The sequence below is a fragment of the Streptomyces europaeiscabiei genome (genome assembly GCF_001550375.1).
Classification (GTDB): domain Bacteria; phylum Actinomycetota; class Actinomycetes; order Streptomycetales; family Streptomycetaceae; genus Streptomyces; species Streptomyces europaeiscabiei.
In genome coordinates, this window is sequence record NZ_LRTR01000713.1 from 1 (window position 1) to 25,833 (window position 25,833).

Annotated in this window: 24 protein-coding genes and 1 pseudogene; 12 read left to right on the forward strand and 13 right to left on the reverse strand. The window is 71.4% G+C overall.

Features of this window, described 5'->3' with window-relative positions; translation table 11 throughout:
* From AWZ10_RS48725 to AWZ10_RS35260, 3 genes and pseudogenes are all read left to right on the forward strand, one after another.
* Positions 1-262, forward strand: a pseudogene (locus tag AWZ10_RS48725) (hypothetical protein); the annotation flags it as partial.
* Positions 263-278: 16 nt separating this feature from the next.
* Complete coding sequence (locus tag AWZ10_RS35255; RefSeq protein WP_078935649.1) at positions 279-1,043, forward strand: bestrophin-like domain; 765 nt, start codon at positions 279-281, stop codon at positions 1,041-1,043.
* A 226-nt stretch (positions 1,044-1,269) separates the two neighbouring features.
* A complete protein-coding gene (locus AWZ10_RS35260; protein WP_046708414.1) occupies positions 1,270-1,788 on the forward strand; it encodes a hypothetical protein in 519 nt (172 codons plus the stop codon).
* Between the two features lie 220 nt (positions 1,789-2,008).
* Here AWZ10_RS35260 and AWZ10_RS35265 read toward each other — a convergent pair whose 3' ends face one another.
* On the reverse strand, positions 2,009-2,500 hold the full coding sequence (locus AWZ10_RS35265; protein ID WP_037698845.1) for a hypothetical protein: 492 nt from the start codon (positions 2,498-2,500) through the stop codon (positions 2,009-2,011).
* Between the two features lie 333 nt (positions 2,501-2,833).
* Between AWZ10_RS35265 and AWZ10_RS35270 the strand changes: the two genes are divergently transcribed.
* Positions 2,834-3,505, forward strand: coding sequence for a class F sortase (locus tag AWZ10_RS35270; RefSeq protein ID WP_060893039.1), 672 nt, complete (start codon positions 2,834-2,836; stop codon positions 3,503-3,505).
* Positions 3,506-3,601: 96 nt separating this feature from the next.
* On the opposite strand, the gene AWZ10_RS35275 is transcribed toward AWZ10_RS35270, so the two are convergent.
* Positions 3,602-4,459: a polysaccharide deacetylase family protein gene (locus tag AWZ10_RS35275; RefSeq protein ID WP_060893040.1), complete on the reverse strand. Its 858-nt coding sequence runs from the start codon at positions 4,457-4,459 to the stop codon at positions 3,602-3,604.
* 183 nt (positions 4,460-4,642) lie between these two features.
* Between AWZ10_RS35275 and AWZ10_RS35280 the strand changes: the two genes are divergently transcribed.
* A complete protein-coding gene (locus AWZ10_RS35280) occupies positions 4,643-5,104 on the forward strand; it encodes a universal stress protein (RefSeq protein WP_046708412.1) in 462 nt (153 codons plus the stop codon).
* A gap of 42 nt (positions 5,105-5,146) precedes the next feature.
* Here the strand turns inward: AWZ10_RS35280 and AWZ10_RS35285 are convergent, their stop codons facing one another.
* Positions 5,147-6,301, reverse strand: a complete 1,155-nt coding sequence (locus AWZ10_RS35285; RefSeq protein WP_046708411.1) for a CapA family protein — start codon at positions 6,299-6,301, stop codon at positions 5,147-5,149.
* A 219-nt stretch (positions 6,302-6,520) separates the two neighbouring features.
* Here AWZ10_RS35285 and AWZ10_RS35290 point away from each other — a divergent pair, with 219 nt between their 5' ends.
* The 3 genes from AWZ10_RS35290 to AWZ10_RS35300 all read left to right on the forward strand — a co-directional run bounded on the left by AWZ10_RS35290 (position 6,521) and on the right by AWZ10_RS35300 (position 8,602).
* Positions 6,521-7,066, forward strand: a complete 546-nt coding sequence (locus AWZ10_RS35290) for a sigma-70 family RNA polymerase sigma factor (protein WP_037699253.1) — start codon at positions 6,521-6,523, stop codon at positions 7,064-7,066.
* Between the two features lie 155 nt (positions 7,067-7,221).
* On the forward strand, positions 7,222-7,737 hold the full coding sequence (locus tag AWZ10_RS35295) for a hypothetical protein (protein WP_037698837.1): 516 nt from the start codon (positions 7,222-7,224) through the stop codon (positions 7,735-7,737).
* Positions 7,738-7,942: 205 nt separating this feature from the next.
* Positions 7,943-8,602, forward strand: a complete 660-nt coding sequence (locus AWZ10_RS35300) for a hypothetical protein (protein ID WP_046708410.1) — start codon at positions 7,943-7,945, stop codon at positions 8,600-8,602.
* A 131-nt stretch (positions 8,603-8,733) separates the two neighbouring features.
* Here AWZ10_RS35300 and AWZ10_RS35305 read toward each other — a convergent pair whose 3' ends face one another.
* Together AWZ10_RS35305 and AWZ10_RS35310 are read right to left on the reverse strand one after the other, a co-directional pair.
* Positions 8,734-9,603: an Fpg/Nei family DNA glycosylase gene (locus tag AWZ10_RS35305; RefSeq protein ID WP_046708409.1), complete on the reverse strand. Its 870-nt coding sequence runs from the start codon at positions 9,601-9,603 to the stop codon at positions 8,734-8,736.
* Between the two features lie 196 nt (positions 9,604-9,799).
* Positions 9,800-11,887, reverse strand: coding sequence for a SpoIIE family protein phosphatase (locus tag AWZ10_RS35310; RefSeq protein WP_060893041.1), 2,088 nt, complete (start codon positions 11,885-11,887; stop codon positions 9,800-9,802).
* Positions 11,888-11,963: 76 nt separating this feature from the next.
* Between AWZ10_RS35310 and AWZ10_RS35315 the strand changes: the two genes are divergently transcribed.
* Complete coding sequence (locus AWZ10_RS35315; RefSeq protein WP_046704685.1) at positions 11,964-13,388, forward strand: lipase maturation factor family protein; 1,425 nt, start codon at positions 11,964-11,966, stop codon at positions 13,386-13,388.
* 147 nt (positions 13,389-13,535) lie between these two features.
* Positions 13,536-14,885 carry an amidase gene (locus tag AWZ10_RS35320; protein WP_060893042.1) on the forward strand — a complete coding sequence of 450 codons (1,350 nt, stop codon included), beginning with the start codon at positions 13,536-13,538 and terminating at the stop codon, positions 14,883-14,885.
* Positions 14,886-14,977: 92 nt separating this feature from the next.
* Here AWZ10_RS35320 and AWZ10_RS35325 read toward each other — a convergent pair whose 3' ends face one another.
* Positions 14,978-15,460, reverse strand: a complete 483-nt coding sequence (locus AWZ10_RS35325; RefSeq protein ID WP_046704687.1) for a GNAT family N-acetyltransferase — start codon at positions 15,458-15,460, stop codon at positions 14,978-14,980.
* Positions 15,461-15,509: 49 nt separating this feature from the next.
* Positions 15,510-15,683, reverse strand: coding sequence for a hypothetical protein (locus tag AWZ10_RS52585; RefSeq protein WP_162948318.1), 174 nt, complete (start codon positions 15,681-15,683; stop codon positions 15,510-15,512).
* 496 nt (positions 15,684-16,179) lie between these two features.
* Here AWZ10_RS52585 and AWZ10_RS35330 point away from each other — a divergent pair, with 496 nt between their 5' ends.
* A complete protein-coding gene (locus tag AWZ10_RS35330; RefSeq protein WP_046704688.1) occupies positions 16,180-16,713 on the forward strand; it encodes a hypothetical protein in 534 nt (177 codons plus the stop codon).
* On the opposite strand, the gene AWZ10_RS35335 is transcribed toward AWZ10_RS35330, so the two are convergent.
* The 5 genes from AWZ10_RS35335 to AWZ10_RS35355 form a co-directional block, all read right to left on the reverse strand.
* The gene (locus AWZ10_RS35335; protein ID WP_060893043.1) at positions 16,692-18,185 is read right to left on the reverse strand and encodes an SDR family NAD(P)-dependent oxidoreductase; all 1,494 of its coding nucleotides are present in this window, start codon (positions 18,183-18,185) and stop codon (positions 16,692-16,694) included. The genes AWZ10_RS35330 and AWZ10_RS35335 overlap by 22 nt on opposite strands.
* A 129-nt stretch (positions 18,186-18,314) precedes the next feature.
* The gene (locus AWZ10_RS35340; RefSeq protein WP_046704690.1) at positions 18,315-19,661 is read right to left on the reverse strand and encodes a wax ester/triacylglycerol synthase family O-acyltransferase; all 1,347 of its coding nucleotides are present in this window, start codon (positions 19,659-19,661) and stop codon (positions 18,315-18,317) included.
* Between the two features lie 165 nt (positions 19,662-19,826).
* On the reverse strand, positions 19,827-21,047 hold the full coding sequence (gene glgC, locus AWZ10_RS35345) for a glucose-1-phosphate adenylyltransferase (RefSeq protein ID WP_046704691.1): 1,221 nt from the start codon (positions 21,045-21,047) through the stop codon (positions 19,827-19,829).
* A gap of 71 nt (positions 21,048-21,118) precedes the next feature.
* Positions 21,119-22,270: a glycogen synthase gene (glgA, locus tag AWZ10_RS35350; protein WP_060893044.1), complete on the reverse strand. Its 1,152-nt coding sequence runs from the start codon at positions 22,268-22,270 to the stop codon at positions 21,119-21,121.
* Between the two features lie 139 nt (positions 22,271-22,409).
* The gene (locus tag AWZ10_RS35355) at positions 22,410-23,150 is read right to left on the reverse strand and encodes a (2Fe-2S)-binding protein (protein ID WP_046704693.1); all 741 of its coding nucleotides are present in this window, start codon (positions 23,148-23,150) and stop codon (positions 22,410-22,412) included.
* 228 nt (positions 23,151-23,378) lie between these two features.
* Between AWZ10_RS35355 and AWZ10_RS35360 the strand changes: the two genes are divergently transcribed.
* Positions 23,379-24,497 carry a DMT family transporter gene (locus AWZ10_RS35360; protein ID WP_208618605.1) on the forward strand — a complete coding sequence of 373 codons (1,119 nt, stop codon included), beginning with the start codon at positions 23,379-23,381 and terminating at the stop codon, positions 24,495-24,497.
* Positions 24,498-24,550: 53 nt separating this feature from the next.
* Here AWZ10_RS35360 and AWZ10_RS35365 read toward each other — a convergent pair whose 3' ends face one another.
* Complete coding sequence (locus AWZ10_RS35365) at positions 24,551-25,636, reverse strand: transglycosylase family protein (RefSeq protein WP_060893046.1); 1,086 nt, start codon at positions 25,634-25,636, stop codon at positions 24,551-24,553.
* Between the last annotated feature and the right edge of the window lie 197 nt (positions 25,637-25,833).

The following is a 25,833-nucleotide window of genomic DNA, read 5'->3' on the forward strand; positions in this document are numbered from 1 at the left end:
GCCCGCGCCCCCGCCGCCTCCACCACCGCCCCCGCCGCCCGTCACCGAGGCGGCCCGGCCCGTCCCCCGCCCGACGCCCACCCCGAAGCCGAAACCCGGGCCGAGCACCCGCCCCGAGATCTCGCCGACACCGGTGAGCTACCCGCCGTACCGGGCCCCGTCCCATTCGGGGACCAAGCGCTCCGGTCCGTCCCTCGTCTCGCTCGCCCTGCTCGTCACCGTGCCCGCGGTGTTCGCCGCCGCCGCCCTGCGTCCGCGCTGACCCCTGGAGGAACCTCTTGTCGGAATGGCTTGTTCTCACCCTCGCGATGGGGGCGGCCTGTCTGGTTGTCCTCATCGTGGCCGTAGTACGGCATCACGCCGCACCCGTGGACGAGGACCCGTCCGAGACCCCGGACGTCATCGAGTACATCACCATGATGATCGGCGTGGTGTACGCCATCGTGCTGGGCCTGGCCATCGCCGGCGTCTGGGAGGCCCGCAGCGTCGCCCAGGACCAGGTCCAGACGGAAGCGCAGGCCCTGCACGAGATCAGTGAACGGGTGCGGGTGTACCCCGAGGACGTGCGCGACCGCATCCGCGGCGACATCGACGCGTACGTCGGGCATGTCGTGTCCACCGAGTGGAAGGTCATGGCGGAGAAGGGCGAGGTGACCGAGCGCGGCGCCGAGCTGTTCGAGACCGTCCGCCACGATGTCACCGACTACGAGCCGGGCAGCGACTTCGAGGCGCAGGCCTATCAGCCGCTGCTCGACCAGGTGGCCGTGGCCGACGCCGCGCGCGCCAGCCGCTCCGACTCCACCGGCGAGACGATGCCCGGGGTGGTGTGGTTCGGCCTGATCACCGGCGCCGTCGTGACGGTCGGCATGGTGTTCGCCCTGCAGATCCGGCGTACGCCCCGCGAGCTGATCCTCGCCGGTCTCTTCTCCGCCCTCATCGCGTTCCTGCTGTTCCTCGTCTGGGACTTCGACGCGCCCTACAGCCGGGGTCTGTCGGCCACCGCGGATCCGTTCCTGACCCTGTTCCCGAACGCGGGCGGGTGACGGTTGCCCGAGTGCGGGCCGTGCGGCCGGGGGACGAGCGCCACGCCGCGCCCGTCCTCCGGCCGTACGTATGCCGGTCCCCTGTGCGGAGCACATGCTTGCCCCATTCGCGCGACTGCGATCGCGCCACCGGGCGCACCTTCCTAGCGTTTCGGTCATCGAGGTGCATTTCAGGCGCAGGCGGAATCGGTCCGCGGCAGGCTCCTCGGGGACCCGGAGGCACATCATGCGCGCGATACGCGTCGCTTCGGCCGCTCTGCTGGGCTTGACCGCCCTCTCCCTCACCGCTCCGGCCGCGCACGCGGCACGGGCCGGCGACATCACGTCGTTCGGCTTCGGCGTCGTGCCCTCGACGATCGCCGCCGGCGGGCAGGTGACCCTGCGCGTCGACGGCTGCCACCACAGGACGACCGTCTCCTCGGGCGTCTTCGACACCGTCACCATCCCCAGGGGCCGGTCCGTGGCCACGGCGGACGTCGACTGGGACGCCAGGCCCGGCACGGTGTACGAGGTGACGTTCCAGTGCGGCGACGAGAGCGGCCGGACGGATCTCACCATCGCCTCCGGCCGCCCGCCCCATCACCCCACCCACCACCCCACCGGGGGCTCCCACGCGGGGGCCGGCGGCACCGTCGCGGGCTTTGACCTTCACGAGATCGGCCTCGGCGCGGCGCTCGTCGCGGGTTCGCTGACAGCGGCCTGGCGCTGGTCGCGCCGCCGCCCCGAGGACGGCAGCCACACCTGACCGCCCTTCCGCGCCGCATCGCCGACAGACAGCCCTTCGCCCCGGACCTCACGGGTTCCGGGGCGAAGGGCTGTGCCACGTACGATCCGTGCTCCGAAGGGGCGGGCCGGATCTCTTTCTCGGACTCGGAACTCGTTCTCCGACTCGGATCGTGCTCGGACCCAGATCTCGTGCTCGGACCCAGACCTCTGTTCTCGGACCCAGACCTCTGTTCTCGGGCTCAGATCTTGTTCTCGGCGCGGCGGCGCATCCAGAACACACCTCCGCCGACGACCGCGGCCGTCACCAGTCCGCCGCCGATCGCGATGTCGGTCGGCGTGGCCCCGGTGGAGCTGCTGCCTCCGAGACCGCCGCGGACACCGCCGATGACGGTGAAGACGCCGGTGAACGTCTTGCGCTTGCCCTCGCAGTTGGTGGTGACGCTGTACGAGCCGGGGCTGGCGTCGGAGTTGACCCGCACCCTGGCCGTGGCGGTCGTGCCGCCCATGGAGGCGAGATTGGTGGTGGGGAACGCGTTCGAGCCGATGGTGCTGCCGGCGATCGCGCACGCGTCACCGCCTCTGACGGTGAGGACGAGCTGCCCGCCGCGGGCGATGACATTGGGGGCGGCCGTGACCGAGCTCGGCTGGTCCCAGGCGGCGGCCGTCGGCGCGGCGACGCCGACCAGGGCGACCGCGGCGGCCGAGGCCGCCAGGACACGAGTAGTACGCATGTGATCCTCCGCGGAAGACGCCCCGGGTCCCGTCCCCGGTCGATCGGCGAGAAAACGCCTCCCATAAAAGACCCTCAGATGCCGTGCGCGGGGCCGCATTTCGGCGATGGTCCGTCCTGGTGAGGGGACACGCCGGGATATCGCCGCACGACCGGATATCGCCGCAGGTCACGGACCGTCAGAAAATTCCTCCGGGCCGCGACTCGGATGGCGCAGAACTCACCCTCACCGCCACCCGTTCGCACCTGCCCCGTCGCCTTCGCCGTGCGGGACGCTTAGCTTTTCCGTATGCGCGACGGACACGGCGACGGCCGGGTCGAGAGGGGATGGCGAATGTCTTCGTCCGGACCGGCCGAGGCCGAATGGGAGGAGCCGCGGAAGAAGCGCGCTCCGTGGGGCGTGATAGCGCTTGTTCTGCTGACCGGCCTCGCACTGATCCGGAACGGCTCGGGGGAGTTCGACGTGGGCCCGCCGCAGCCCGCGTCGGCTGCGGCCGCCGACAGCCGCAGCACACCGCGCGGCACCTTCACCGACGCTCCCGACCCGATGCCGTACTCCATGGTCGACCGGGTGCTGATCCCCTCGATCCGCGTCGACGCGCCGGCCATGCCCGTCGGGCTGGACACGCAGGGCTGGGTGGACGCGCCGCCGGCCCGGGACCCGAACCTGGCGGGCTGGTTCACCGGCGCGGTCTCCCCCGGCGAGAAGGGCACGGCCGTCGTCGTCGGCCATGTCGACAACGATCAGGGCCCCGCCGTGTTCTACGGACTCGGGGCACTGAAGAAGGGCGCAAAGGTCGAGATCCGGCGCGCGGACAGAAAGACCGCCGTGTTCGAGATCTACGGCATCGAGGTCTTCGAGAAGAACAACTTCCCGGGCGACCGGGTCTACGGGAACAGTGGGATTCCCGAATTGCGGGTCATCACCTGCGGGGGCGGTTTCTCCAAGCAGAACGGCTACGACGGGAACGTCGTCGCGTTCGCCCGCCTGGTCGAGGTTCGCTGAGCGTTCCCCGGCCGGGCGGGGCGATTTCCCACGGGAATCCCGCTGCGCGCGGGGCCTGTCCTCATGGCCCATGCGCACAGGCCCGGAGATGCGGGCCTAGGCGTATTGCCGCCGGGGCACGGTGATGCGGTAACCGGAGTCCAGCAGGCCGGGCAGGTACTCGCGCAGCGCCCGTACGCTCTGTGAGCGGTCGCCGCCCGCGTCGTGGGAGAGCACGACGACACCGGGGCCCGCTCCGTCCTCCACCCGCTCGGCGATGGTGTGCGCGCCGGGCGTCCGCCAGTCGAGGGTGTCCACCGTCCAGGCCAGGGGCTCCATGCCGAGTTCGGCGCCGTACCGGAACGCGGCCCGGTTCCAGGCGCCGTACGGGGCGCGGAACCACAGCGGCGGCTCTCCGTAGGTCTTCTCGATGATCTCGCAGGTGCGGGCCATCTCCGCATGGACCCTGGACCGGGAGAGGGTGGTGAGCAGTGGATGTGACCAGGTGTGGTTGCCGACCACGTGGCCGTCGTCGGCCATCTCCCGCAGCAGGTCCTTGTGCTGGACCGCCATCTCGCCGCACACGAAGAACATCGCCCGGACGTCGTGGTCGCGGAGGATGCGCAGGATGTCCGGGGTGTAGCGGGGGTCGGGGCCGTCGTCGAAGGTCAGCACCATGCTCCGGCCGCGCCCGTCCACCCTCAGGAACGGCTCGCGCCGGACGGCGGCCCGCACGAGGGTGCGGCGCCGGGTGTACGGGCCGTACCCGGCGATGGGCTGGAGACGGTAGGAGGAGGGCCTGAGCGCCGGGCGGGCCACGGGACCGGCCGCCGGGACGGAGGCGCCGGTCGGTGCCGGAGCGGCGGCCCCGTCGCCGATGAGCAGGGCGGCGGGGCCCGCCGTAGCGGCCGTGCCCAGCAGGGCGGTGCCGCCCGTCAACAGGTGGCGACGCGTGAACATCTGATCCTTCGTCATGACTCATCAGTCGACCAAGGCGGGGACGGCGCACCACTGCGACACCGGTGCGGCGGCATGGAAACACCCGATGGGAGTAGCTGTCCGCGCCCCCGGCAAGCGCCCGGCGCACGCCGGTGCTCGGGCCTCGGGTGCTCGGGCCTCGGGTGCTCGGGCCTCGGGTGCTCGGATAGCCTCGCGACCGTGACCGATCAGCAAGCGCACCGGTTCGAACGAGGCACCGACGGACCCAAGGTCGTCCTCGTCGGACTGGACGGCTCCGACACGTCCCTGCGGGCCGTGGCGTACGCCGCCGGCCTCGCCCGCCGCCAGCACGCGCTGCTCGCGATCGTGTACGTGCAGCCGCTGCTGGCGGCCGGTGCGGCGCTCGGCGTGCCGGTGGCCGGAGCGACCGAGGAGATCGCCGCGCACCTCGTCGCGGAGATCCGGGAGGCCGCCGAGCAGGTGAAGGGCATCTTCGAGGTGCGCTGGGAGTTCCACACCTTCCGCGGCGACCCGTTCAACGGCCTGGTGACGGCGGCGGACCAGCTCAAGGCGGACGCGGTCGTGGTGGGCGCCTCCCAGCAGGCAGGCCACCGCATCGTCGGCTCGGTGGCCCTGCGGCTGGTGAAGGCGGGCCGCTGGCCGGTGACGGTGGTGCCGTAGGTCCCGCGGGGCCGAAGGCGGCGCCCGGAGCGCGCACGGCGGCTACCGCCCCATGGCCAGCCCGTCCTGCGCCGCTCCCCGGCTGAGGACGACGTCCCGGATGCGGTCGCGTACGGCGGTGGCCTCCGCCCCCGCCCCGTCGGCGATCGCGGCGTTGAGGTCGACGACCCTCCCCCGGGCGACGTCGAACCACTGCGGCACGAACTCCGCCTCGCTCACCGCCCAGCGGTCGCCCGCACGTACGGGCGGGGCGAAGGTGAAGCGGGCCAGGGTGCCCTGGTTGCCGCGCGGATCGACGGCACCGGAGTGGTTGCGCATCGCCCCCGCCACCTGGTCGCCCATCCCGTACACGACCCAGGTCCCGTTGACCTTCTCGTACGCCTGCGGGACGTGCGCGTGCGTGCCGAGGATCAGATCGATGTCGGACCGCCCGCCGGTGGCCGCCTCCGTGAGCTCCTCCCCCAGGCTCAACTGCTGTGCGTCCGGCGCGTCCTGCCACTCCGTCCCCCAGTGCAGCGACACGACCACGACGTCGGCGCCCGCCCGCCGGGCGGCCCGCGCGTCCGCCACGATCCGCTCCCGGTCGATCAGGTTCACGGCCCAGGGCCGGTCCGCCGGCAGCGGAATGTCGTTCGTCCCGTAGGTGTACGCCAGATGCGCCACCTGAGCGCCCCCCACGCGCATCAGCGTCGGACCCTGCGCCTCCTGTGCCGTACGCGCCGATCCCGCGTGCCGTACGCCGACGCGGTCGAGCGCGTCCAGCGTGCGATGGATACCGGGCGCGCCGTCGTCCAGTGTGTGGTTCGAGGCGGTGGAGCACGCGTCGTACCCCGTGGCCGCCAGCCCCTCCGCCACCTGCGGCGGTGACTTGAACACCGGGTAGCCGCTGTAGTTCCCGTCCGCCCCGTAGACCGTCTCCATATGACAGATCGCCAGATCGGCCCCGGACACCACGGGTTTCACACCCGCGAGCATCGGCCCGAAGTCGTAGCCGTCGCCGCCCGCGTCGGTGTACGCCCTCTCGATGATCGACATGTGCGGGAGGACGTCACCGGAGGCGACGAGGGTGAAGCCGCGGCCGTCACCGAAGGGGGCCGACGGACCGGGCCGAGGGGACGAACCCCGGTACTGACAGGCGGCGGTCGCGGCGAGGAGGACAGCGAGGGCAAGGGCGGCGGGTCCCCTGTGTGCGGTCATGGATGAGCACCCCAACCTAGTCATATTTAATGACGAGTCGTTAAGAATCCATACATATAGGAACACACCAGTCAAGTAGGCACACCGGCGCACCGGCACATGGCGGGCCCGTCCGGCGGCAGACCGTTCGTCGCACCGTTCGCCGACAGGTTCGACCGCCCGCCGCACACCCGTGACCGGCCCCTGTCCCCGCGTCACGCCCCGCGTTCCCATACGGCCATGACGGCCGGAACCACGATCACCGACGGGACGACCGCCGAACACGAGCTGGCCGAACTCCAGCGCGAACACGGCCGCCCCCTCTTCGCCCTGCTGCTGCGACTCTCCGACGGGGACCGGCATCGCGCCGAGGACCTGGTGCAGGAGACCTTCGTGCGCGCCTGGCAGCACCCCGAGGCGCTGCGCGCCGACGACTTCGACTCCGTACGCCCCTGGCTGCTCACCGTCGGGCGGCGGCTCGCCATAGACGCGCGCCGGGCCCGGCAGGCGCGCCCTGCCGAGGTGGGGGACGCGGTGCTGGAGAACGCGCGGGTGATGGCCGATCACGCCGAACGGTCGGTGGCGAGCCTCGATGTGCGGGAAGCTGTGAAGACACTCACTCCCGAGCACCGCGAAGTACTGGTGCAGGTGTACTTCCAGGGGGCGAGTGTGGCGGAAGCCGCCGAAGCCCTGGGTATCCCGCCCGGTACGGTGAAGTCTCGCGCTTACTACGCGCTGCGCGCCCTGCGCCGGGTGCTTCCCGGATACGCGGCCGACCTGCGGTGAAACCCATGGCCGAGTCAAACCTCCGTAAAGCGCCTTGCAGAGGACCCCGGTTGAGCATCAGCTGTCTTCTATCCGTGTTCCGGATGGGGACCCGGGGCCTGGTCTCCAGGCCCGGGGTCGGGCGACGCGCACGCACCGGAGGAAGGCAGGAAGGGATGCTGCACAGAGGTCAAGAGAGCACGGACGGCGCCGGCGGCGGCGAACTGTCCGTCCCGATGGCGTGGTTCTATGCCGAGTACATCGCGGAGGAGCTGCTGCGGACGGGCGACCTGATGCCGCCGACGTCCTTCGAGTTCCGTGCGGGGCGGGACGCCCTGGCGCTGACCATCTTCCTCTCGGACGCGGGCGGTGAACTCTCCGGCATCCGGGTCGTGACCCAGCTGGAGACCTGGCTGTCGCTGACGGCGTACGACCAGCCGTGGCAGGACTGGGTGCGCGAACGCACGGCGCACTTCACCGCCGAGGCGCTGGAGTCGGGCGGCCCGTCGCCGGACCTGGAGCTCGCGGTCGCGGCGTGGCGCTGGCTGGAGGAGACGGAGCTGCTCGCTCCCGACCTGGACGCGGTGCCGGGTGGCGGCGCGGTCCTCGGAGAGGACGACGGCCCAAAGGTCTGGACGCCGGCCTGGCAGCTCGGTCTGCCGCTGGGCCACCTGGCGATCCACCTCTTCTAGCACCGGCACCCCGTGTTCGGGTGACGGCCATCCAGCTGTCCCGGCCTTGATGAACCAAGTTTCTCGGCCCTGGACCAATCCGCGCGGCGGAGGGCTCCGAATCTTTTGGTTGGCATTGGCCGACGGCTTGAATGATTCGCCGGTCTGGTCCGTACCGGTGGGGGCAGGAAGCAACCCCCACCGCACACCGGCCCGAGGAATCGCCATGTGGTCCCAGGATCGTCATCACGACGTCGGCGCGTACGCGCTGGGCGTGCTGGACGAGGTGGATTCGTTCCACTTCGAGGACCATGTCCGCGACTGCCCCCAGTGCGCGCTACAGGTCACCGAGTTCCGTCCGGCTGCCCGGCAGCTGATGCTCTACCGCAACGCCACGCCGCGCGCCGTGCACCCCTTCGCGGCCCCCGGCCCCCGGATGCTGGGACGGCTGCTCGACGAGGTGGCCACCCGGCACCGGGCCAAGCGCAGGCGCTGGCTGTTCGCCCTGGCGGCCTCCGTGGTCATCGCCGTGGGCGGCCCCGCCGTGGCCGTTCTCGCAGGTCCGGGGGAGGCACCGGACACCGTCGCCGCCACCGACGCCAAGACGGGCGTGTGGGCCGAGGTCAAGGTCCAGAACCGGATCTGGGGCAGTGACATCGAGCTGAGGGTCAAGGAGGCGGACGGCGCCCACGCCTGTCGGCTCATCGTGATCGGCAAGGACGGCTCCGAGGAGACGGCCGCCAACTGGAAGTCCCCCGAGGGCGCCGACAAGGCCTCCGAGATGATGGGGGGCACCGCGATGCAGCGCGAGGACATCAGCCACTTCGAGGTGCGCAGCCAGGAGGGCGAGCTTCTGGCGACCCTCGAGGCACCGGCCTGGCGCTGAAGCGGCCCGCCGGCCCAGCCCCGGAGTCCGCCACCGAATCCGCCCTCCATTGGTCCGTACCTTCAATGGTTGCCGATCATGGTCGACCCGGTTCCGGACCTCGCCGAGTGGCCCCCGGCCGCACGGCCGCACTACTTGAGCAACCGTGACAGCCGTCGGTCGGCGAGGGGTCTGCCGCCCGTCTGACAGGTCGGGCAGTACTGCAGCGAGGAATCGCTGAAGGACACCTCTCGGACGGTGTCACCGCACACCGGGCAGGGCTCTCCGGTCCGGCCGTGCACACGGAGCCCGCTCTTCTTCTCCGCCTTCAGCCTCCCGGCCGCCAGCCCCCGGGAGCGCTCCACGGCCTCGGTGAGCGTCGCGCGCAGCGCCTCGTGGAGATGCCGGGTCTCCTCCGGCTTCAGCGACGAGGCCAGCTTGAAGGGTGACATCCTCGCGGCGTGCAGGATCTCGTCGCTGTACGCGTTCCCGATGCCCGCGATCAGGCTCTGGTCCCGCAGCGCGCCCTTGATCTGCCGCCGCTCACCCGCGAGCAGCCCCGCGAACCGGGTCACGTCGAACTCGTCGGCGAGGGGGTCCGGGCCGAGCCGGGCGACGCCCGGGACCTCCGCCGGATCCCGTACGACGTACACCGCCAGCCGCTTCTGCGTCCCCGCCTCGGTGAGGTCGAAGCCCTCGCCGGTGTCCAGGGCGACCCGCAGGGCGAGCGGGCTCTTGCCGCCCGGCCGCGGCGGACCGTCCGGCAGCCGGTCCCTCCAGTGCAGCCACCCGGCACGGGCCAGATGGGTCACGAGGTGCAGCTCACCACCGTCCGCCTCGATGCCGAGAAACTTCCCGTACCGCAGTACGCCCGTGATCTCCCGCCCCTCGAACGCGGTGACCGGCGGCTCGTACGTCTTCAGCACACTGATCGCCACGGGCAGCACACGAACGACTTCATGACCGACGAGGCTCCCGACCAGGAAGTCCCGGAGCGCTTCGACTTCGGGCAATTCAGGCATACGTCAAGGGTGCCATGAGGTGCGTGGGTGGGTGCGGGTGAGCGGGGATCGCTCGCGCGGTTCCCCGCGCCCCTGAAGGACACGGCCCCGCGGGCTTGAAAAGCACGGGTCGCAGCCCCTGCTTCTCAGGCGCGCGGGGAACTGCGCGACCAGCCCCCGCCGATCTCGCACCCGCCGACGCCCCCACACCCCCGAGCTACTGGGCTCCCGGCAGCACGAACTCGCACCACACACACTTCCCCCCGCCCCGCGCCTCCACCCCCCACACGTCCGTCAGCCGGTCCACCAGCAGCAACCCCCTGCCCGACACCCCCGCCTCCCCCGCCTCCCGCCGTCGCGGCAACGCGCTGGAGGAGTCCTCCACCTCGACCCGCAACCGCCGGTCGGACCCGGCCAGCGCCCGCAGCGTCACGATCGCGGACCCCTCCGTGTGCATGAGCGCGTTGGTGATCAGCTCGTCGGCGACGAGCTCGATCTCGTCGGCCCGGTCCCGCGCACCCCAGGTGCGGACGGCCGCGCCGATCATGTGCCGGGCCTCGGTGAGCGCCTCGGGGTCGCCGGGCCCGACATGCTGCTGGAGCCGCCCTCCGGGCTGTTCGGCGCTGCGGCTGCGGCGCCGGAGCAGGAGCAGGGCCACGTCGTCGTCGCCGCCCCTCTCCTCCGCCACGTCGATGAGCCGGTCGGCCAGATCGTCCACGTCGTCCGGCCCGGTGGCGACGAGTGCCCTCAGGGTCCGCATGCCGTCGTCGAGGTCGGCGCCCGGCTCCTCGATGAGGCCGTCGGTGCACAGCAGCAGCGTCTGCCCGGGGTCCAGCTCGACGGCGGTCACCGGGTACTCCAGGCCCCCGAACTCGGCGGACAGCCCGAGCGGCAGCCCCCCGTCCACGGTCACCCGGTGACAGGTGCCGTCGGTGTGCCGGATCAGGGGGTCGATGTGCCCGGCCCGGACCACCTGGACCACTCCGGTGGCCAGGTCGGCCTCCGCGTACAGGGCGGTCGCGAAGCGGTCGGTGTCGAGTTCGTGGAGGAAGGCGGAGGCGCGGGCCATCACGGTGGCCGGGGTGTGGCCCTCGGTGGCGTAGGCCTTCAGGACGATGCGGAGCTGACCCATGACGGCCGCCGCGTGCGTGTCGTGGCCCTGGACGTCGCCGATCACCGCGCCGACGCGTCCGCCGGGCAGCGGGATGAGGTCGTACCAGTCGCCGCCGATGTCCCGGCCGAGAGAGCCCCCGAAGGAGGCGGCCCGGTAGCGGACGGCGATGTCGGCGCCCGGGAAGCTGGGGATGGACCGGGGCAGCATGGCCTGCTGGAGGCCCTCGGCGAGGTCCTTCTCCTGCTCGTAGAACATGGCTCGCTGCAGGCTCTGGGCGATGCTGCTGCCGAGTGCGACGAGGACGTCCCGCTCCTCCCCGGTGAAGCCGCGCCGGTCGCTGTAGAGCAGTCCCATCGCGCCGATCGGGCGGGCCTGCACGATCAGCGGCAGATAGGCGGCCGAAGTGATCTTGAGGTCGGTGATGTGCGGCCACAGCAGCGGATACGACTCGGCGAACTCCTCCGGCGACTCGATGAAGTGCGGTACGAGCTGTCGTACGACCTCGTTCATCGGGTACTTCACGTCGAGGCGGGTGACCCGGGTGCCGGGCACATAGCTGTCCTCGGGGCCGGCGGCGACCATCCGGATCCGTCCTGCCTCGACCAGGCCCATGACCAGGCTGGCGGCGCCGAGGTGGGTGAGGCCGTCGGTGTCCTCCAGGACGTCGATCACGTCCTGGACGGTCCGGGCGTGGGCCAGGGCGGCCGTGATGACCTGGACGACGTTGGTCTGTTTACGGCGGACCTCGTCGTGCGCGGCCTGCTCGGTGCGGGAGCGGATCTCACGCAGTTCCCGGGTGGCGTCGCGGACGATGCCGATGACGCGGTAGGGGCGGCCCGTCCCGTCACGGCGGATGTAACCCTGGGTGTGGGTCCAGCGCAGGGTGCCGTCGCGCAGCCGGATGCGGAAGTAGGCCCCGTAGTTCTCGCTGCCGTCCTTGAGGGCCTGCGAGACGATGGTGTCGAGTCTGCGGCCCTCCATCGGCGGCACCCGCGGCGACAGGCTTTCGGGTCTGCCGTCGTATTCGTCCGGGCGCATGTCGAAGATCTCGTGGGCGGTGGCGTCCATGTGGAACGCACCGGCGTCCAGGTCCCAGTCGAAGGTGCCCATGAGGTTGAGCGCCAGGACCGGGTCCGGGTGGGCGAGCCAGTCGTCCGGGACGTCCGAATCACTCGCTCCCCGATCAACCATGGGGATACTTTGACAGTATTTGCCCGATTATTCGAGTGGAGAGATCATCGTCGATCCGCTCACTATCGTCGGTACCGTGGACTGGTTCACCGCACCCGACTACTGGCTCGGCCGGCTGCTCTTCCAGCGGTCCCTGGCCGTCGTCTATCTGGTCGCCTTCCTGGGGGCGGCCCTGCAGTTCCGCGCGCTGATCGGCGAGCGCGGCATGCTGCCGGTGCCCCGTTTCGTCGAGCGGGTGCCGTTCCGGCAGGCGCCGAGCGTGTTCCACCGTCACTACTCGGACCGTTTCTTCGCGGGCTGGGCCTGGGCGGGCTGCGCGGTGTCGGCGGCGCTGGTCGCGGGGGTGGACTCTCTGCTGCCTCTCTGGGCGGGCATGGTGCTGTGGCTCGTGCCGTGGGCGATGTACCTGTCGATCGTGAACGTCGGCCAGACCTGGTACGCGTTCGGCTGGGAGTCCCTGCTCCTGGAGGTCGGCTTCCTGGCCGTCTTCCTGGGCAACGACGAGGTGGCGCCGCCGGTCGTCGCGCTGTTCCTGGTGCGCTGGGTGCTGTTCCGGGTCGAGTTCGGCGCCGGGCTGATCAAGATGCGCGGCGACGCGTGCTGGCGGAAGCTGACCTGCCTGTACCACCACCACGAGACGCAGCCGATGCCCGGCCCGTTCAGCTGGTTCTTCCACCACCTCCCGAAGCCGTTCCACCGGGTCGAGGCGGCCGCCAACCACGTCACCCAGCTCGTGGTCCCGTTCCTGCTCTTCACCCCGCAGCCCATCGCGACGGCCGCCGCCTCGCTGATGATCCTGACCCAGCTGTGGCTGGTCCTGTCGGGCAACTTCTCCTGGCTGAACTGGATCACGATCGTGCTGGCCGTGTCCGCGGTCGACTTCGGGACGCCGCCGCCGGACACCCCGGACGCACCGCTCTGGTACACGGTCGTGGTGCTCGCCGCCGCCGCCCTGCTCCTCGGGCTCAGCTACCACCCGGTCCGCAACATGGTCTCCCGCCGCCAGGTCATGAACCGCTCCTTCGACCCTCTGCACCTGGTCAACACCTACGGGGCGTTCGGCAGCGTCAGCCGGGTGAGGTACGAGGTGGTGGTCGAGGGCACGGCGGACGACGTGCCGCGCGAGGACTCGCAGTGGCGGGAGTACGAGTTCAGGGGCAAGCCGGGCGATCCGGGGCACTGGCCGCGCCAGTTCGCCCCGTACCATCTGCGGCTCGACTGGCTGATGTGGTTCGCCGCCCTCTCCCCCGCGTACGCCGGCTCCTGGTTCGGCGCCCTGATGGAACGGCTCCTGGAGAACGACCGCGACACCCTCCGCCTGCTCCGCCGCTCCCCCTTCCCCGCCGACGCCCCGCCCCGGTTCGTCCGCGCCCGCCTCTTCCGCTACCGCTACACGACCTGGCGCGAGCTGCGGGAGACCGGGGCGTGCTGGGACCGGACGTACGTACGGGAGTTCATGCCACCGACGCGGCTGACCACGTCGCGCGCGCGGAGCTCGTAGCGGGGCCACGGACGGACTTCTTCACGGCCGACTCTCGACGCGGGGCCGTGCCGCAGGGCACAGTGCTCCCGTACTCGACCACTACTCACGGGTACGCCCTTGCGTCGCGTACGACACCGACGCGCACGACACCACCAGGGAGCATCCGTGACCAGCTGGGTCGGCCGGACCGCCGCCGAGATGTCCGCCGCCGTGCGGGAGAAGCGGGTCACACCGCGTGAGGTGGTGGCGGAGCATCTGGCGCGGATCGAGGCGTTGGACGGGCGGGTCGGGGCGTTCCGCAAGGTGCGGGCGGAAGCGGCCCTGGCGGAGGCCGACGAGGTGGCCGACCGCGCCGATCTGGCCGAACTGCCCCTGGCGGGCGTACCGGTGGCGATCAAGGACAACCTCGCCGTGCGAGGCGAGTCCACCCGGAACGGGTCAGCCGCGACCTCCGGGACACCGGCCGAGGACGACCATGTGACGGTGGCCCGGCTGCGGGCGGCGGGCGCGGTGGTCGTGGGGCTCACGAACGTGCCCGAGCTGTGTGTCTTCGGCACCACGGACGGCGTGCACGGCACCGCCCGCAACCCCTGGGACACCTCGCGTACGACGGGCGGCTCGTCGGGCGGCAGCGCGGCCGCGGTCGCCGCAGGGCTGGTGCCGCTGGCCCTCGGCAACGACGGGATGGGATCGCTGCGGATACCGGCCGCCAACTGCGGTCTGCTGGGCCTCAAGCCGGGCTTCGGAGTCGTCCCCGCGGACATCGGGCACGGCGACTGGTTCGGCATGTCCGAGAACGGCCCACTGGCCACGACCGTCGAGGACGCCCGGCTGATGTTCGGGATACTGGCGGGCTCGGACACCGGATGGCCCTCCGGCACCACCCCGCCCTCACCGAGCATCGCCCTGTCCGTGCGCAGCCCCCTGGTCGGTGTGACCGTCACCCGCCCGTACGCCGATGCCGCGCGCCGGGCGGCCGAGCTGCTGGCCGGGGCCGGGCTGACGGTCCGGCCGGCCGATCCGTCGTATCCCGTCTGGCTGGGCACGACCTCGCTGGCGCACTGGACGGCGGGCACCGCGGTGGACGCCGAGGGCCTCGATCCGACGCTGCTCACCCGGCGCACGCGGGTGCACGCGGCCGTGGGGCGGCGCTTTGTGAAGGGCGTCCGCACGGGCGACCGCCGGGAGCAGTTGCGCCGGCGTCTGGAGCCGTTCTTCGCCGAGCACGACGTGCTGCTCACACCGGCGCTCGCCCGGCGCGGGCCCGCCGCCGCGAACTGGCACGAGCGGGGGTGGCTGCGCAACCTCCTGGTGAACACCAACTACTCGCCGTTGACCCCGCCGTGGAACCTCACGGGCTGGCCGGCGATGTCGGTGCCGTTCGGCACGCTGCCGTCGGGCACGCCCTGTGCGGTGCAGTTGGTGGGCCGCCCTGGTTCGGAGGCCGAACTTCTGGAGGTGGCGGGCCGGTTGGAGAAGCTCAACCCGTGGCGGCGGACGGCGCCGATCGGCTGATCCCGGAAACACGGCCCGGCGGGCGCGGGCCCGGCACCGCCGGCGCCGGAACAACCTCGTCCGACCGGAACAGCCTCGTCCGGCCGGCCGCGTCAGAGCGCCTTGTACATGATGTGCAGCCCCACCCTGCCGTCCTTCGGATGCTCGAACGCGTCCGGGACGGTACCGAGGACGGTGAAGCCGAGCGAGGTCCAGAGCCGTACGGCGGGGTTGGTCTCCACGACAGCGTTGAACACCATGCCCCGGAAGCCCTGGACCTCGGCCTCGGTGAGGACATGTGCGGCGAGGGCGCGGCCGATGCCCTGGCCGGCGCGGTCGGGGTCGACCATGAAGCCCGCGTTGGCGATGCGGGCGGCGGGTCCGCCGTAGTTGGGGGCGAGGTAGGCGGAGCCGACCACCGCTCCGGTCTCGTCCTCGACGACGTACACGCGCTTCGCGGGCGCCATCCACAGGGCGCGGGCGGCTTCCTCGGAGGTGTCCGGGTCCCAGGTGTAGGTCTCGCCGTCGGCGACGACGCGGTGCCAGAACGGCCAGATCCCGGGCCAGTCGTCGGCGGTGGCTTCTCTGATCTGCATGGGCGCGAGTCTGGCACGCCCATGCAGACGGCGATCGTGATCCTGCCGGTCAGTCCACGCTGGGCAGGATGTGGGGCTCGGCGAGGTCGTCCTCGTAGCCCGCCAGTCGGATCGGGGCGGACCTGGCCCACACGTCCAGGCTGCCGAGCTCCTTCTTCGACCGGCCGCCGCCCTCGGTGCGTTCCTTGGGGCGTTGATCGCCATTCTTGTTCTCTGGTGTCACCGCGCACTCCTTATGTGTCGGGTCACCCTCGGGACGTCGGCCCAGCCTGCCGCTGCGCGCCTGACGTCCGCTCGGGTCTGAGTCGATGTCAGTTCGGACGCGGTGGCGCCGGATTACCTGGGTGTGAGAGCAGGCCGTGGTGACCGGCTTGTCCCGGGACGGACCGTGGGTGTGGGTGGGACCCATATCAGGCTGTCCGTCCGGTACAGAGTAACCAAATGAGCGGGTGGCCGCTCTATGGGGCTGAAAACAAGAGGTAACTGTCTAGAGTCGTTCAGCGCCCAGCAGGCCTCACCCTAGGGCAATTTGGCCCATTTGGTAGCTTTTCTCATCACCCGTTCGGCTCAGTACTCGAACCCCGCACCGGCCCGACGACCCATCGGTTCGTCGGCCTCGGCGCGTAGTTCAGGTCCCGTTGGCCGGATCGCAAGCCGACCATGATCTGCTCATGTGCCGCAACGGCATTTCTCACGGGCGGACTCGGGAGGACCGGCGGATGGAACTGCGCAGCGTCGACGAGCTGATGGATCTGCTGCACGCCTGCCTGGGCGGCGGCGGCAGGGCGCCGGACCGCCGCCGGGACGGACCGGACCGCACTCCGGGCACCTGTACCGATCCGCACGAGCACGCGTTGCGGACCGCCGCGCTGCTGCGTCGGGGGCGGCCCGCCGACAAGGAGCTCCAGGTGGCCGGCCTGGTCCACACCCTCGGGCAGTTGCTCCGACCGGGTGACGACACGAGCCACGCGGACCTGGCCGCCGACGCGGTCCGGCCACTGCTCGGCGACCGGGTCGCACATCTCGTACGCCTGCACGCCCTCGGCCCCGACCACCTCGTACGACTCCATGCGGGCGGCTGGGTGGACGCCGGTCTCGTCGAGGACGTGCTGACGCTACGCCAGGCGGACGAGGCGGGCCGGTCGGCCGGGGTGGACGCCGGGGTCCTGGAGGACTGGCGCACCGTGCTGGAACTGGTGGCGGACCGGGCCGGCCGGGTCGGGGCGTCGGCTCACCACTTGCCGGGCGCGTAGTCCTTCAGGAAGACGCCGTACACGTCCTCGCCCTGCTCGCCGAGCACGACGGGGTCGTAGACGCGGGCCGCGCCGTCGACGAGGTCGAGCGGGGCGTGGAAGCCCTCGTCGGCGAGGCGCAGCTTGTCGAAGTGGGGGCGCTCGTCGGTGATCCAGCCGGTGTCGACCGAGGTCATGAGGATGCCGTCGGTCTGGAACATCTCCTGGGCGCTGGTCCGCGTGACCATGTTCATCGCGGCCTTGGCGGCGTTCGTGTTCGGGTGGCCCGCACCCTTGTAGCCACGGCCGAAGACGCCTTCCATCGCCGAGACGTTCACGACGTACGCGCGCTTGCTGGTCGCCTTCCTGGCGGCCTCGGCCATGGCGGGGCGGAGCTTGCTGATCAGGATGAAGGGCGCCGTGTAGTTGCACAGCTGGGTCTCCAGCAGTTCCACCGGGGAGATCTGCTCGATGGTCTGCACCCAGGTGTTGCTGTCGACCACGTCGGGGACGAGGCCGCCCGCGTCGATGGCGGTGCCGTCGAGGTGCCGGGCGACGCTGGCGTTGCCCGCGACCAGGGCGAGGTCGGCGACCTGCTGCGCGTCGAGGCCGCTGATGCCGACGGGCAGCGCGGTCAGGCCGTCCACGGCGCCGGAGTTGAAGGCGCCGATGACGTGGTGCGCGGGCAGCTCGCCGGCGGGCAGCGGTGCGCTCTCCCCCTCGACCAGGGCGGCGTAGGCGGAGGGCAGGCGGCGTACGGTCTGGGTCGCGTTGTTGATGAGGATGTCGAGGGGGCCCGCCTCGGCGACCTGGTCGGCGAGGGCGACGGCCTGGGCCGGGTCGCGCAGGTCGATGCCGACGACCTCCAGGCGGTGCATCCAGTCCGCCGAGTCGTCCATGGCCTTGAAACGGCGGATGGCGTCCTTCGGGAAACGCGTGCTGATCGTGGTGTGCGCGCCGTCGCGCAGCAGCCGCAGCGCGATGTACATGCCGATCTTGGCGCGGCCGCCGGTGAGCAGGGCGCGCTTGCCGGTGAGGTCGGCGCGGACGTCGCGCTTGCCTCGGTTCAGGGCGGCGCAGTCGGCGCAGAGCTGATGGTAGAAGTAGTCGACCTCGACGTACCGGGTCTTGCAGGTGTAGCAGGAGCGCGGGCGCTGGAGTATCCCCGCGATCTTCCCCTCCTCGGTCACGGACGACGGGAGGATGCCCTCGGTCTCGTCGTCGATCCGCTGGGCGGAGCCGGTGGCGGTGGACTCCGTGACCGCCTTGTCGTGCGCGGTCTTGGCGGCGCGGCGTTCCTGGCGGCGGCGCTGCTTCACCGTGCGGTAGACACCGGCCGTCGCCCGGCGCACCGCGATCGCGTCGGGGTGGTCGACCTCCAGCTCGTCCAGCTCGTCCAGCACGCTCAGGCACACGGCGAGCCGCTCCGGATCGATGCCCGGGCCGTGCACGACCTCGTCCGTGGTCGCCGGACCGTCCTCTGTCACCGTCATCGCGCTGCCGTTTCCCTGATCACCCGCGGCTCGCCGTCCGCGTCCGCCACCGAACGCGGAATTCTACGTAGCGCGGGCCCCGGTCTCCAAAAACCAGGCGAGGAAGAGCCCTCGCCCACCCCCGACGTGTCACGGCTCACACGCCGCCAGCAGCTCCTCGACCTCGCGGGTCACCGCCTTGCCCAGCAGCTCCAGATCCGGGACGGCCTCCGCGTCGGCGACCAGGCCGTAGTGGACGCTTCCCCGGTACGTCGAGACGGCCACGGCGAGGGACTGGCCGTGGGCGAGCGGGGCCAGGGGGTAGATCTCCGCGAGCGGGCAGCCGCCGAGGCGGAGGCCGAGGCTCGGCAGGGGGACGCTGGTGACGAGGATGTCGAACCAGAGGCGGGCCGCCTGGCTGACGAGCGGGCCGCCGAGCCGGTGGCCGAGGGGCAGCACATGATCCGCGAGGAGGGCGACCGCGCCGGCGCCCCGGTTGGGCCCGGCATCCTTGTTGCGGTCCATCGCCGCGCGCACCGTACGCAGCCGCCCGAGCGGGTCCGGGTCGTCCACGGGCAGTTTCATCAGATACCCGGAGAGCCGGTTGCCCTGCGGGTGCGCCGTCCGCGGGCGGCGTCTGGAGACGGGGATCAGGGCCCGGGGCGCGACCCCCTGGCTGCCGTCCCCGCGCTCGTCCAGCCACCGCCGCAGCGCCCCCGCCACCACGGCGATGAGGACGTCGTTGACGGTGCCGCCGACGGTCTTGCGGATCCGGTGCACGTCGTCGAGGTCCACGAGCACCCCGGCGGTACGGCGGGTGCCGCTGGCCTCGGAGGTCAGCGCGGCGGAGGAACGGGCGCCGAGGGTCGCGTCGAGCGTGGTGCGGGCGACGGAGGCGCCGATGTCGAGCGCGCGTCCGAGGTCGGAGAAGGTGCCGCGGATCAGGCCGGGCAGCCTGCGCACCTCGTCGAGGAGGCCGCGCGGCGGTTCCGCGGGGCGCGGCCGGGGCGCGGGCATGTCGATGGGGTCCATGACGGCGGCGGCGAGCGTCAGCGCCCGCAGTCCGTCGGCCAGGGCGTGGTGGAACTTGAACAGCACGGCGAAGGATGTGCCGTCCTCCCCGGGCAGCACATGCGCCTCCCACGGCGGGCGGCCGCGCTCCAGCGGGCGCTCCATCAGCCGCCCGGCCACCTCGTGGAAGTCCGCGGCCGGCGCGTGCAGCCGTACGTGGTCGAAGGGCTCGAAGTCGGTGACGGGCTCCCGGGTGGCGCCGCCGAACGCCAGCGGCAGCCGTACGTCCGGGAGCCATACGTCCCGGATCCGCATCCGCAGCCCCGGTACCGCGGCGGCCCGCGTGGCGAGCAGCTCGGCGGCGTGGGCTCCCGCGGTGGGCGAGTTCGCGGTGAAGACGCCCAGGGCGGCCAGGTGCATGGGGTGTTCGGCGGACTCGATGTTCCAGAACGCAAGGTCGAGTGGGGCGAGCAGGTCAGAAGTCAATGGCTTGCCTCGCGTCGACGACGGGTGAGTCAGCAGTCAATCGCTGTTGGCCGATTACGGTCAAGTACGATCAAGCTACGCACAGTTAACAACAGATTACGTCCCACCTCCTGACGAAGGTGGGACGCATGGGACATCTGGGTTCACCGGGGTCACCCTGACGGACTAAGACACCCGCTGCCCCTTGCCCAGGGCTATCACTCCACCCCTGGAGACGGTGTACAGCTCGGCGTCCCGCTCGGGGTTGACTCCGATCGTGGCCCCCGGGGGCACCTGGACGTTCTTGTCGAGCACGGCCCCCCGGACGACCGCACCCCGCCCGATGTGGACGTTGTCGTGCAGGACCGAGCCCTGGACGACCGCACCCGGGTCGACGACGACACCCGGCGACAGGACGGACCTGGTCACCTGGCCACGTATCAGGCAGCCCGAACTGATGATCGACTCGCTGGCGATGCCGCCCGCGTTGAAGCGGGCCGGGGAGAGCTGGCCGGAGCTGGTGTAGATGGGCCAGCTGCGGTTGAAGAGGTTGAAGGCAGGACGCTCGGCGATGAGGTCCATATGGGCGTCGTAGTAGGCGTCGAGCGAGCCGACGTCCCTCCAGTAGCCCTGGTCGCGGGTGGTCTCGCCGGGCACGTGGTTGGCGCTGAAGTCGTACAGCTGCGCCTCGCCCCGGTCGGTGAGCTGGGGCAGGATCGAGCCGCCCATGTCGTGGACGGAGTTCTCGTCCTCGGCGTCGCGCTGGAGCGCCTCCACCAGGGCCTTGGTGGTGAAGACGTAGTTGCCCATCGAGGCGAACACGGATTCGGGATCGTCGACCAGGCCCGGCGGGTCGGACGGCTTCTCCAGGAAGCGCTCCACGGTCCGGCCGTCGGAGCCGGGCGTGATCACGCCGAAGGACGACGACTCCGTGCGCGGCACGCGGATGCCCGCCACCGTCACGCCCGCGCCGCCCTCGATGTGCTGCGCCAGCATCTGGCGGGGGTCCATGCGGTAGACGTGGTCGGCGCCGAACACGGCGACGTACTCCGGCTGTTCGTCGTGCACCAGGTTCAGCGACTGCAGCAGCGCGTCCGCGCTGCCCAGGTACCAGCGCGGACCCAGCCGCTGCTGCGCCGGGACCGGGGTGACGTAGTTGCCCAGCAGGCTCGACATCCGCCAGGTCGTGGTGATGTGCCGGTCCAGCGAGTGCGACTTGTACTGCGTGAGCACGCAGATGCGCAGGATGTCCGCGTTGACGAGATTGGAGAGCACGAAATCCACCAGGCGATACGTTCCGCCGAAAGTCACGGCTGGTTTCGCGCGGTCGGCGGTCAGGGGCATCAGCCTCTTGCCCTCCCCGCCCGCCAGTACGATTCCCAGCACCGAAGGTCCACCCCGCCGCATCCCGCCGCCCCTCTACGCCCGCTCGTGCCGAACCCTGTTCCTTGGCTAGCCCTGTCCGAGGACTTCCTCGACTAGCCGTGTTTGAGGACTTCCTCGTAAAGCTGGACCGTCCGCCGGGCGACCGCGTCCCAGCCGAACTCCCGCACCGCCCGCTCCCGTCCGGCCTCGCCCATACGGGCGGCCGCCCGGGGATCGGCGAGCACCGAGTCGAGGGCGCGGGCCAGCCGGTCCTCGAAACCGTCCTCGGCCGACACGAGGAGGCCCGTGACTCCGTCCTCCACGACCTCCGGGATGCCGCCGACCCGCGAGGCCACCACGGCCGTGCCGCAGGCCATGGCCTCAAGGTTGACAATACCCAGCGGCTCGTAGACCGACGGGCAGACGAACACGGCGGCGTGCGTGAGGAGCTGGATCACATCCGGGCGCGGCAGCATCTGCGGGATCCAGAACAGGCCCTCGCGCGCGCGGCCGAGTTCCGCGAAGAGATCGCGGAACTCCTGGTCTGTCTCCGGCGTGTCGGGCGCGCCCGCACAGAGCACCACCTGCACCGCCGGGTCGATGTCCCGTACGGCGCGCAGCAGGTGGGGCACGCCCTTCTGCCGGGTGATGCGGCCGACGAACAGGACGTACGGGCGGCCGGTGTCGATGCCGATGCGGCCGAGGACGTCCGTGCCGTGGTCCGGCCGGTAGAGGGAGGTGTCGATGCCGTTGTGCACGACGTGGAGCTTCGCCGGGTCCAGGGCGGGATAGCAGCCGAGGATGTCGTCGCGCATGGCGCCGGACACGGCGATCACCGCGTCGGCGGACTCCACGGCGGTGCGCTCGGCCCAGCTGGACAGGGCGTAGCCGCCGCCCAGCTGCTCGGCCTTCCAGGGACGCAGCGGCTCCAGCGAGTGGGCGGTCATGACGTGCGGGATGCCGTGCAGCAGCTTGCCGAAGTGGCCGGCGAGGTTGGCGTACCAGGTGTGCGAGTGGACCAGGTCGCGGCCTTCGAGACCCGCAGCGATGGAGAGGTCCACGGAGAAGGTGCGCAGCGCGTCGTTGGCGCCGTCGAGCGCGGACCAGGGCCGGTGGCGTACGACACCGCCGCCCGCCCCCTCGCCCCAGCAGTGCACGTCCAGGTCGACGAGGGACCTCAACTCGTGGGCGAGGAACTCGACATGAACGCCCGCGCCACCGTAGACGTCGGGCGGATACTCCCGGGTCAGCAGGCCGACTCGCACCCGGAACCCCCTGTCTCAGCGGCTGGTTCCCACATGGTCACCCAGAAGGGTCGGTTGGGGAAGACCACGATTTTCGCGCGGTGGCGCTCCGGAGGTCAGTCACGGCGGCGACCGAGGTCAGATGCGGCAGCCACCGGGGTCAGGTGCGGCGGCCACCGAGGGGCCGCGGGCCGGGCGGCCGGTCGAAGCAGCAGTCGCCGCACAGGCCACCGCCGGGCAGCCGGTAGTAGAGACAGCAGCTGCGGCGGCGGTACGTCACCGGGTCGAGCGTGCCCGCCAGGGCGGGGTGCGCGAACAGGTCGGCGGCGAGCGCGCGGGCTCGACTCGCTTCCTCCGTACGGCCGTTGGCGGCGGCCCAGTGGTCGATCTGGCGCACGGCGCCCATCAGCGCGGAGGCCGCGTTCCCCCACAGCAGACGCTCGGAGACGGGCAGTTGAGCGCGCAGAGCCGCCGCCAACGGTACGAGGTGGCCGTCCCGTACGACCTCGCCGATCCGCTCGGCGGGCAGGCTCCGCACCTCGGTCAGCCACAGCTCGTCCGGGGCGCTCGCGTCCGCGTCCCAGCGCAGGAGGCGCGGGTCCAGGTCGGGGACGCGGCCGTAGACGGCTGCCGCGCCCAGGGCCACCGACCACAGGCGGGCGGCGAAACCGAGGTGGGCGATGGAGGCGGCCACGCGCGGTTCGGGGGCCAGCACACTCCGCGCGACCTTCCGGACACGGAAAATTACGGGATTCGCGTAAACCTCCCTTTCCACATGGGCATCCCGTGCCGCATAGGCCTCCGCGAGGGTGGGCAGGGGACCGTGCGGCGGTTCGCCCGTGCGTAGTACGAAGAAACCGCCGAGGGCCGAGAGAGCGTCGAGACCGGGGTCGTGATCCACGAGGACGAGTAGTACCAGGGCCCGGGGGCGTGTCCACCTGGGGGCTTGCACTCCGTGTCACCCACCTTGGGTATGACGGTGGGCCCGTCGTACTCCAACGGCAGTAGGACTCATTGAGTGCTCAGGTACGACGACGCGAGCACTTTCGCGAGGCATCGTGGTCACCATGAAAGCCGAGCGTTCACCGCGCCGGGCCCGGAGCCCCCGCGCTTCGCTGAGGAGCAGCTCATGAGTGCCCTCGCGTTGTCCGTGCTGTTGTCGTTCGTCTCCGCCGTCGCGTATGCGGGCGGGGCGATCGTCCAGGAGCGTGTCGCGGTGTCCTCCCCCGCCCGGTCCTACGCGCCGCTGCGCCGGCCGGTCTGGTGGGCCGCCGTCGGGCTGAACGGCCTCGGCGGGCTGCTGCACGTGGTGGCCCTGGCCTACGGCCCCCTGAGCGTGGTGCAGCCGCTCGGTGCGCTGACCATCGTCTTCGCCCTGCCCATGGCGGCGCTCTTCGTGGGCCGCAGGGCGGGTGCGACGGCGTGGCGGGGCGCGATCATGGCGACGGTGGGTCTCGCGGGCCTGCTCTCCCTGGTCGGCTCGGCCGACGTGCAGTCGCTGGACACCACCCAGCGGGTGCTGGTGGCCGTGGTCACCGGGGGCGCGGTGGCCGCACTGATGGTGGTGGGCCGCGCCGCGCACCGACACCCGGCGGTGCGCAGCATCCTGCTGGCGGTCGCCTCCGGCGTCGCGTTCGGCATGTCCTCGGTCTTCACGAAGACGGTCGCCGTCGACTGGACGGACGGCGTCGCGCTCGCCGACGTGCCGACCCTCGCGGTCATAGGCGTCTTCGCGACGGCCGGTCTGCTGCTGTCCCAGGCCGCCTACCGGGGCGGCGGCCTCGCGGCCCCGCTCGCCACGCTCACCGTGGTGAACCCGGTGGTGGCGGCCGCGGTCGGCATCACGATGTTCGGCGAGACGTTCCGCTACGGCACGGCCGGCACCCTCCTCGCGCTGGGCTGCGGCATCGTCGCGGCGGGCGGTCTGATCCTGCTGACCACCGAGCGCCTCGGCGACGAGGTCCGGGCGGAGCGGACCGACGAGGACGTCCCGGCCACGGCCGCCGACCGGCAGTCCCTGGCCCTGGAGGAGCTGCTCGCCGGGCTTCCGCGGCGCACCGCGGAGGTCCCGGCCGCCGACGACACGATCGGCCTGGACCAGCGCGTGGTCGTACCGGCCCCGTTCCTGGGGAGGAGCGCGGCCGACGAGGACGACGCTCCGCCCGGCCTGCTGCTACAGCCGTTCCACGGCGAGCTGTACGTGCCCAGGACACTTCTCGACCGGCACCGCGACCGCGTGAAATCCTGAGCGGGAGGCCCCGACCGGGCCTCCCGCGCCGGGTCCGGGTCTCCCGCACCGCGTCAGATCCGCACCCCTCCCGCACGCAGGTAGGCGATCGGATCGATGTCGCTGCCGAAGCCGGGCCCCGTCCGCACCTCGAAGTGCAGATGCGGGCCCGAGCTGTTGCCGGTGGAGCCGGAGCGGCCGATGCGCTGGCCCGCGCCCACGTTCTGGCCGGCCTTCACGGAGATCGCCGACAGATGGGCGTACTGCGTGTAGCGGCCGTCGGCGTGGCGGATCACCACCTGGTAGCCGAAGGAGCCGCCCCAGCCCGAGGTGACGATCTCACCGGCGGCCACGGACTTCACGGAGCTGCCGGTCGCCACCGGGAAGTCGACGCCCGTGTGGTAGCCCTTGGACCAGGAAGAGCCCGAGGCCCGGTAGGGCGTGCCCAGGGAGGCACTCACCGGGGCGACGAAGGACGCCGACTCCTGCCGCTTCTCGGAGGTCTGCTCCTTCTGAACCTTCTTCTGTTCTTTCTTCTGCTCTTTCTGCTGTTCCTTTTTCTGTTCCCTCTTCTGGCCCGTCGTGTTCAGGCTCAGCCGCTGTCCGGGGAGTATCACGTCCGGATCGGAGCCGATGGTTCTGCGGTTGGCCTCGTAGAGCTTGCGCCAACCACCCCTGACCTCACGGGAGCCGGCGATCTCGGAGAGGGTGTCGCCCTGGACCACCGTGTACATCTCGACCCTGCCGGCCTGTGACTGTGGCGTGGTCTGGGGTTTCACATCCCCGATCGTGAGGCCGGCGCGGCCCGAACACGTGGGCCAGGCCCCGGGGCCCTGCCCGTCGAGGACCTTCTCGGCGATCGCGATCTGCTGTTCCTTGGTGGCCAGGTCCGCGCGGGCGGCGTAGGCCGTACCGCCGAAGGCCTCCCAGGTGGACTGGCTGAACTGGAGACCGCCGTAGTACCCGTTCCCGGTGTTGATGTTCCAGTCGTTGGTGGACTCACAGGCCGCGACCTTGTCCCAGGTCTCGACATCGGCCGCTTCCGCGACCCCGGTGCCGATCAGCGGGAGCGCCATCCCCGCGCCGCCCGCCGTGACGGTGAGTGAGGCGCGGTTGATCCTGTTCGGCTGGTACCGGCGGTGCCGACCGCGTACGGCCATGGAGAAGCCCCCTCGCATATGCCATGAGCCGCAAAAGTAAGTGCCCCGAACCGGCCATGACAAGACGAAAAACCAGCCGCTCCGGTCCCACGAGTGGCGAGTAAGCGACCTGCTCCGGCGCGTAAGTGCCCCCGTCCGGCGCGCGAGTGACCAGGGACGGCGCGCAAGCAACCGGGTTGCGCGCCCCATTGAGGCAG

What these genes read in the sequence shown, in the direction of transcription:
- AWZ10_RS35305 (WP_046708409.1), bottom strand. Translation starts at nt 9,603, where the DNA reads ATGCCTGAATTGCCCGAAGTCGAAGCGCTCCGGGACTTCCTGGTCGGG.
- AWZ10_RS35300 (WP_046708410.1), top strand. Translation starts at nt 7,943, where the DNA reads ATGTGGTCCCAGGATCGTCATCACGACGTCGGCGCGTACGCGCTGGGC.
- AWZ10_RS35330 (WP_046704688.1), top strand. Translation starts at nt 16,180, where the DNA reads ATGGAACTGCGCAGCGTCGACGAGCTGATGGATCTGCTGCACGCCTGC.
- glgC (WP_046704691.1), bottom strand. Translation starts at nt 21,047, where the DNA reads ATGCGGCGGGGTGGACCTTCGGTGCTGGGAATCGTACTGGCGGGCGGG.
- AWZ10_RS35260 (WP_046708414.1), top strand. Translation starts at nt 1,270, where the DNA reads ATGCGCGCGATACGCGTCGCTTCGGCCGCTCTGCTGGGCTTGACCGCC.
- AWZ10_RS35310 (WP_060893041.1), bottom strand. Translation starts at nt 11,887, where the DNA reads ATGGTTGATCGGGGAGCGAGTGATTCGGACGTCCCGGACGACTGGCTC.
- AWZ10_RS35325 (WP_046704687.1), bottom strand. Translation starts at nt 15,460, where the DNA reads ATGCAGATCAGAGAAGCCACCGCCGACGACTGGCCCGGGATCTGGCCG.
- AWZ10_RS35360 (WP_208618605.1), top strand. Translation starts at nt 23,379, where the DNA reads ATGAGTGCCCTCGCGTTGTCCGTGCTGTTGTCGTTCGTCTCCGCCGTC.
- AWZ10_RS35365 (WP_060893046.1), bottom strand. Translation starts at nt 25,636, where the DNA reads ATGGCCGTACGCGGTCGGCACCGCCGGTACCAGCCGAACAGGATCAAC.
- AWZ10_RS35270 (WP_060893039.1), top strand. Translation starts at nt 2,834, where the DNA reads ATGTCTTCGTCCGGACCGGCCGAGGCCGAATGGGAGGAGCCGCGGAAG.
- AWZ10_RS35265 (WP_037698845.1), bottom strand. Translation starts at nt 2,500, where the DNA reads ATGCGTACTACTCGTGTCCTGGCGGCCTCGGCCGCCGCGGTCGCCCTG.
- AWZ10_RS35295 (WP_037698837.1), top strand. Translation starts at nt 7,222, where the DNA reads ATGCTGCACAGAGGTCAAGAGAGCACGGACGGCGCCGGCGGCGGCGAA.
- AWZ10_RS35275 (WP_060893040.1), bottom strand. Translation starts at nt 4,459, where the DNA reads ATGACGAAGGATCAGATGTTCACGCGTCGCCACCTGTTGACGGGCGGC.
- AWZ10_RS35335 (WP_060893043.1), bottom strand. Translation starts at nt 18,185, where the DNA reads ATGACGGTGACAGAGGACGGTCCGGCGACCACGGACGAGGTCGTGCAC.
- AWZ10_RS35290 (WP_037699253.1), top strand. Translation starts at nt 6,521, where the DNA reads ATGACGGCCGGAACCACGATCACCGACGGGACGACCGCCGAACACGAG.
- AWZ10_RS35285 (WP_046708411.1), bottom strand. Translation starts at nt 6,301, where the DNA reads ATGACCGCACACAGGGGACCCGCCGCCCTTGCCCTCGCTGTCCTCCTC.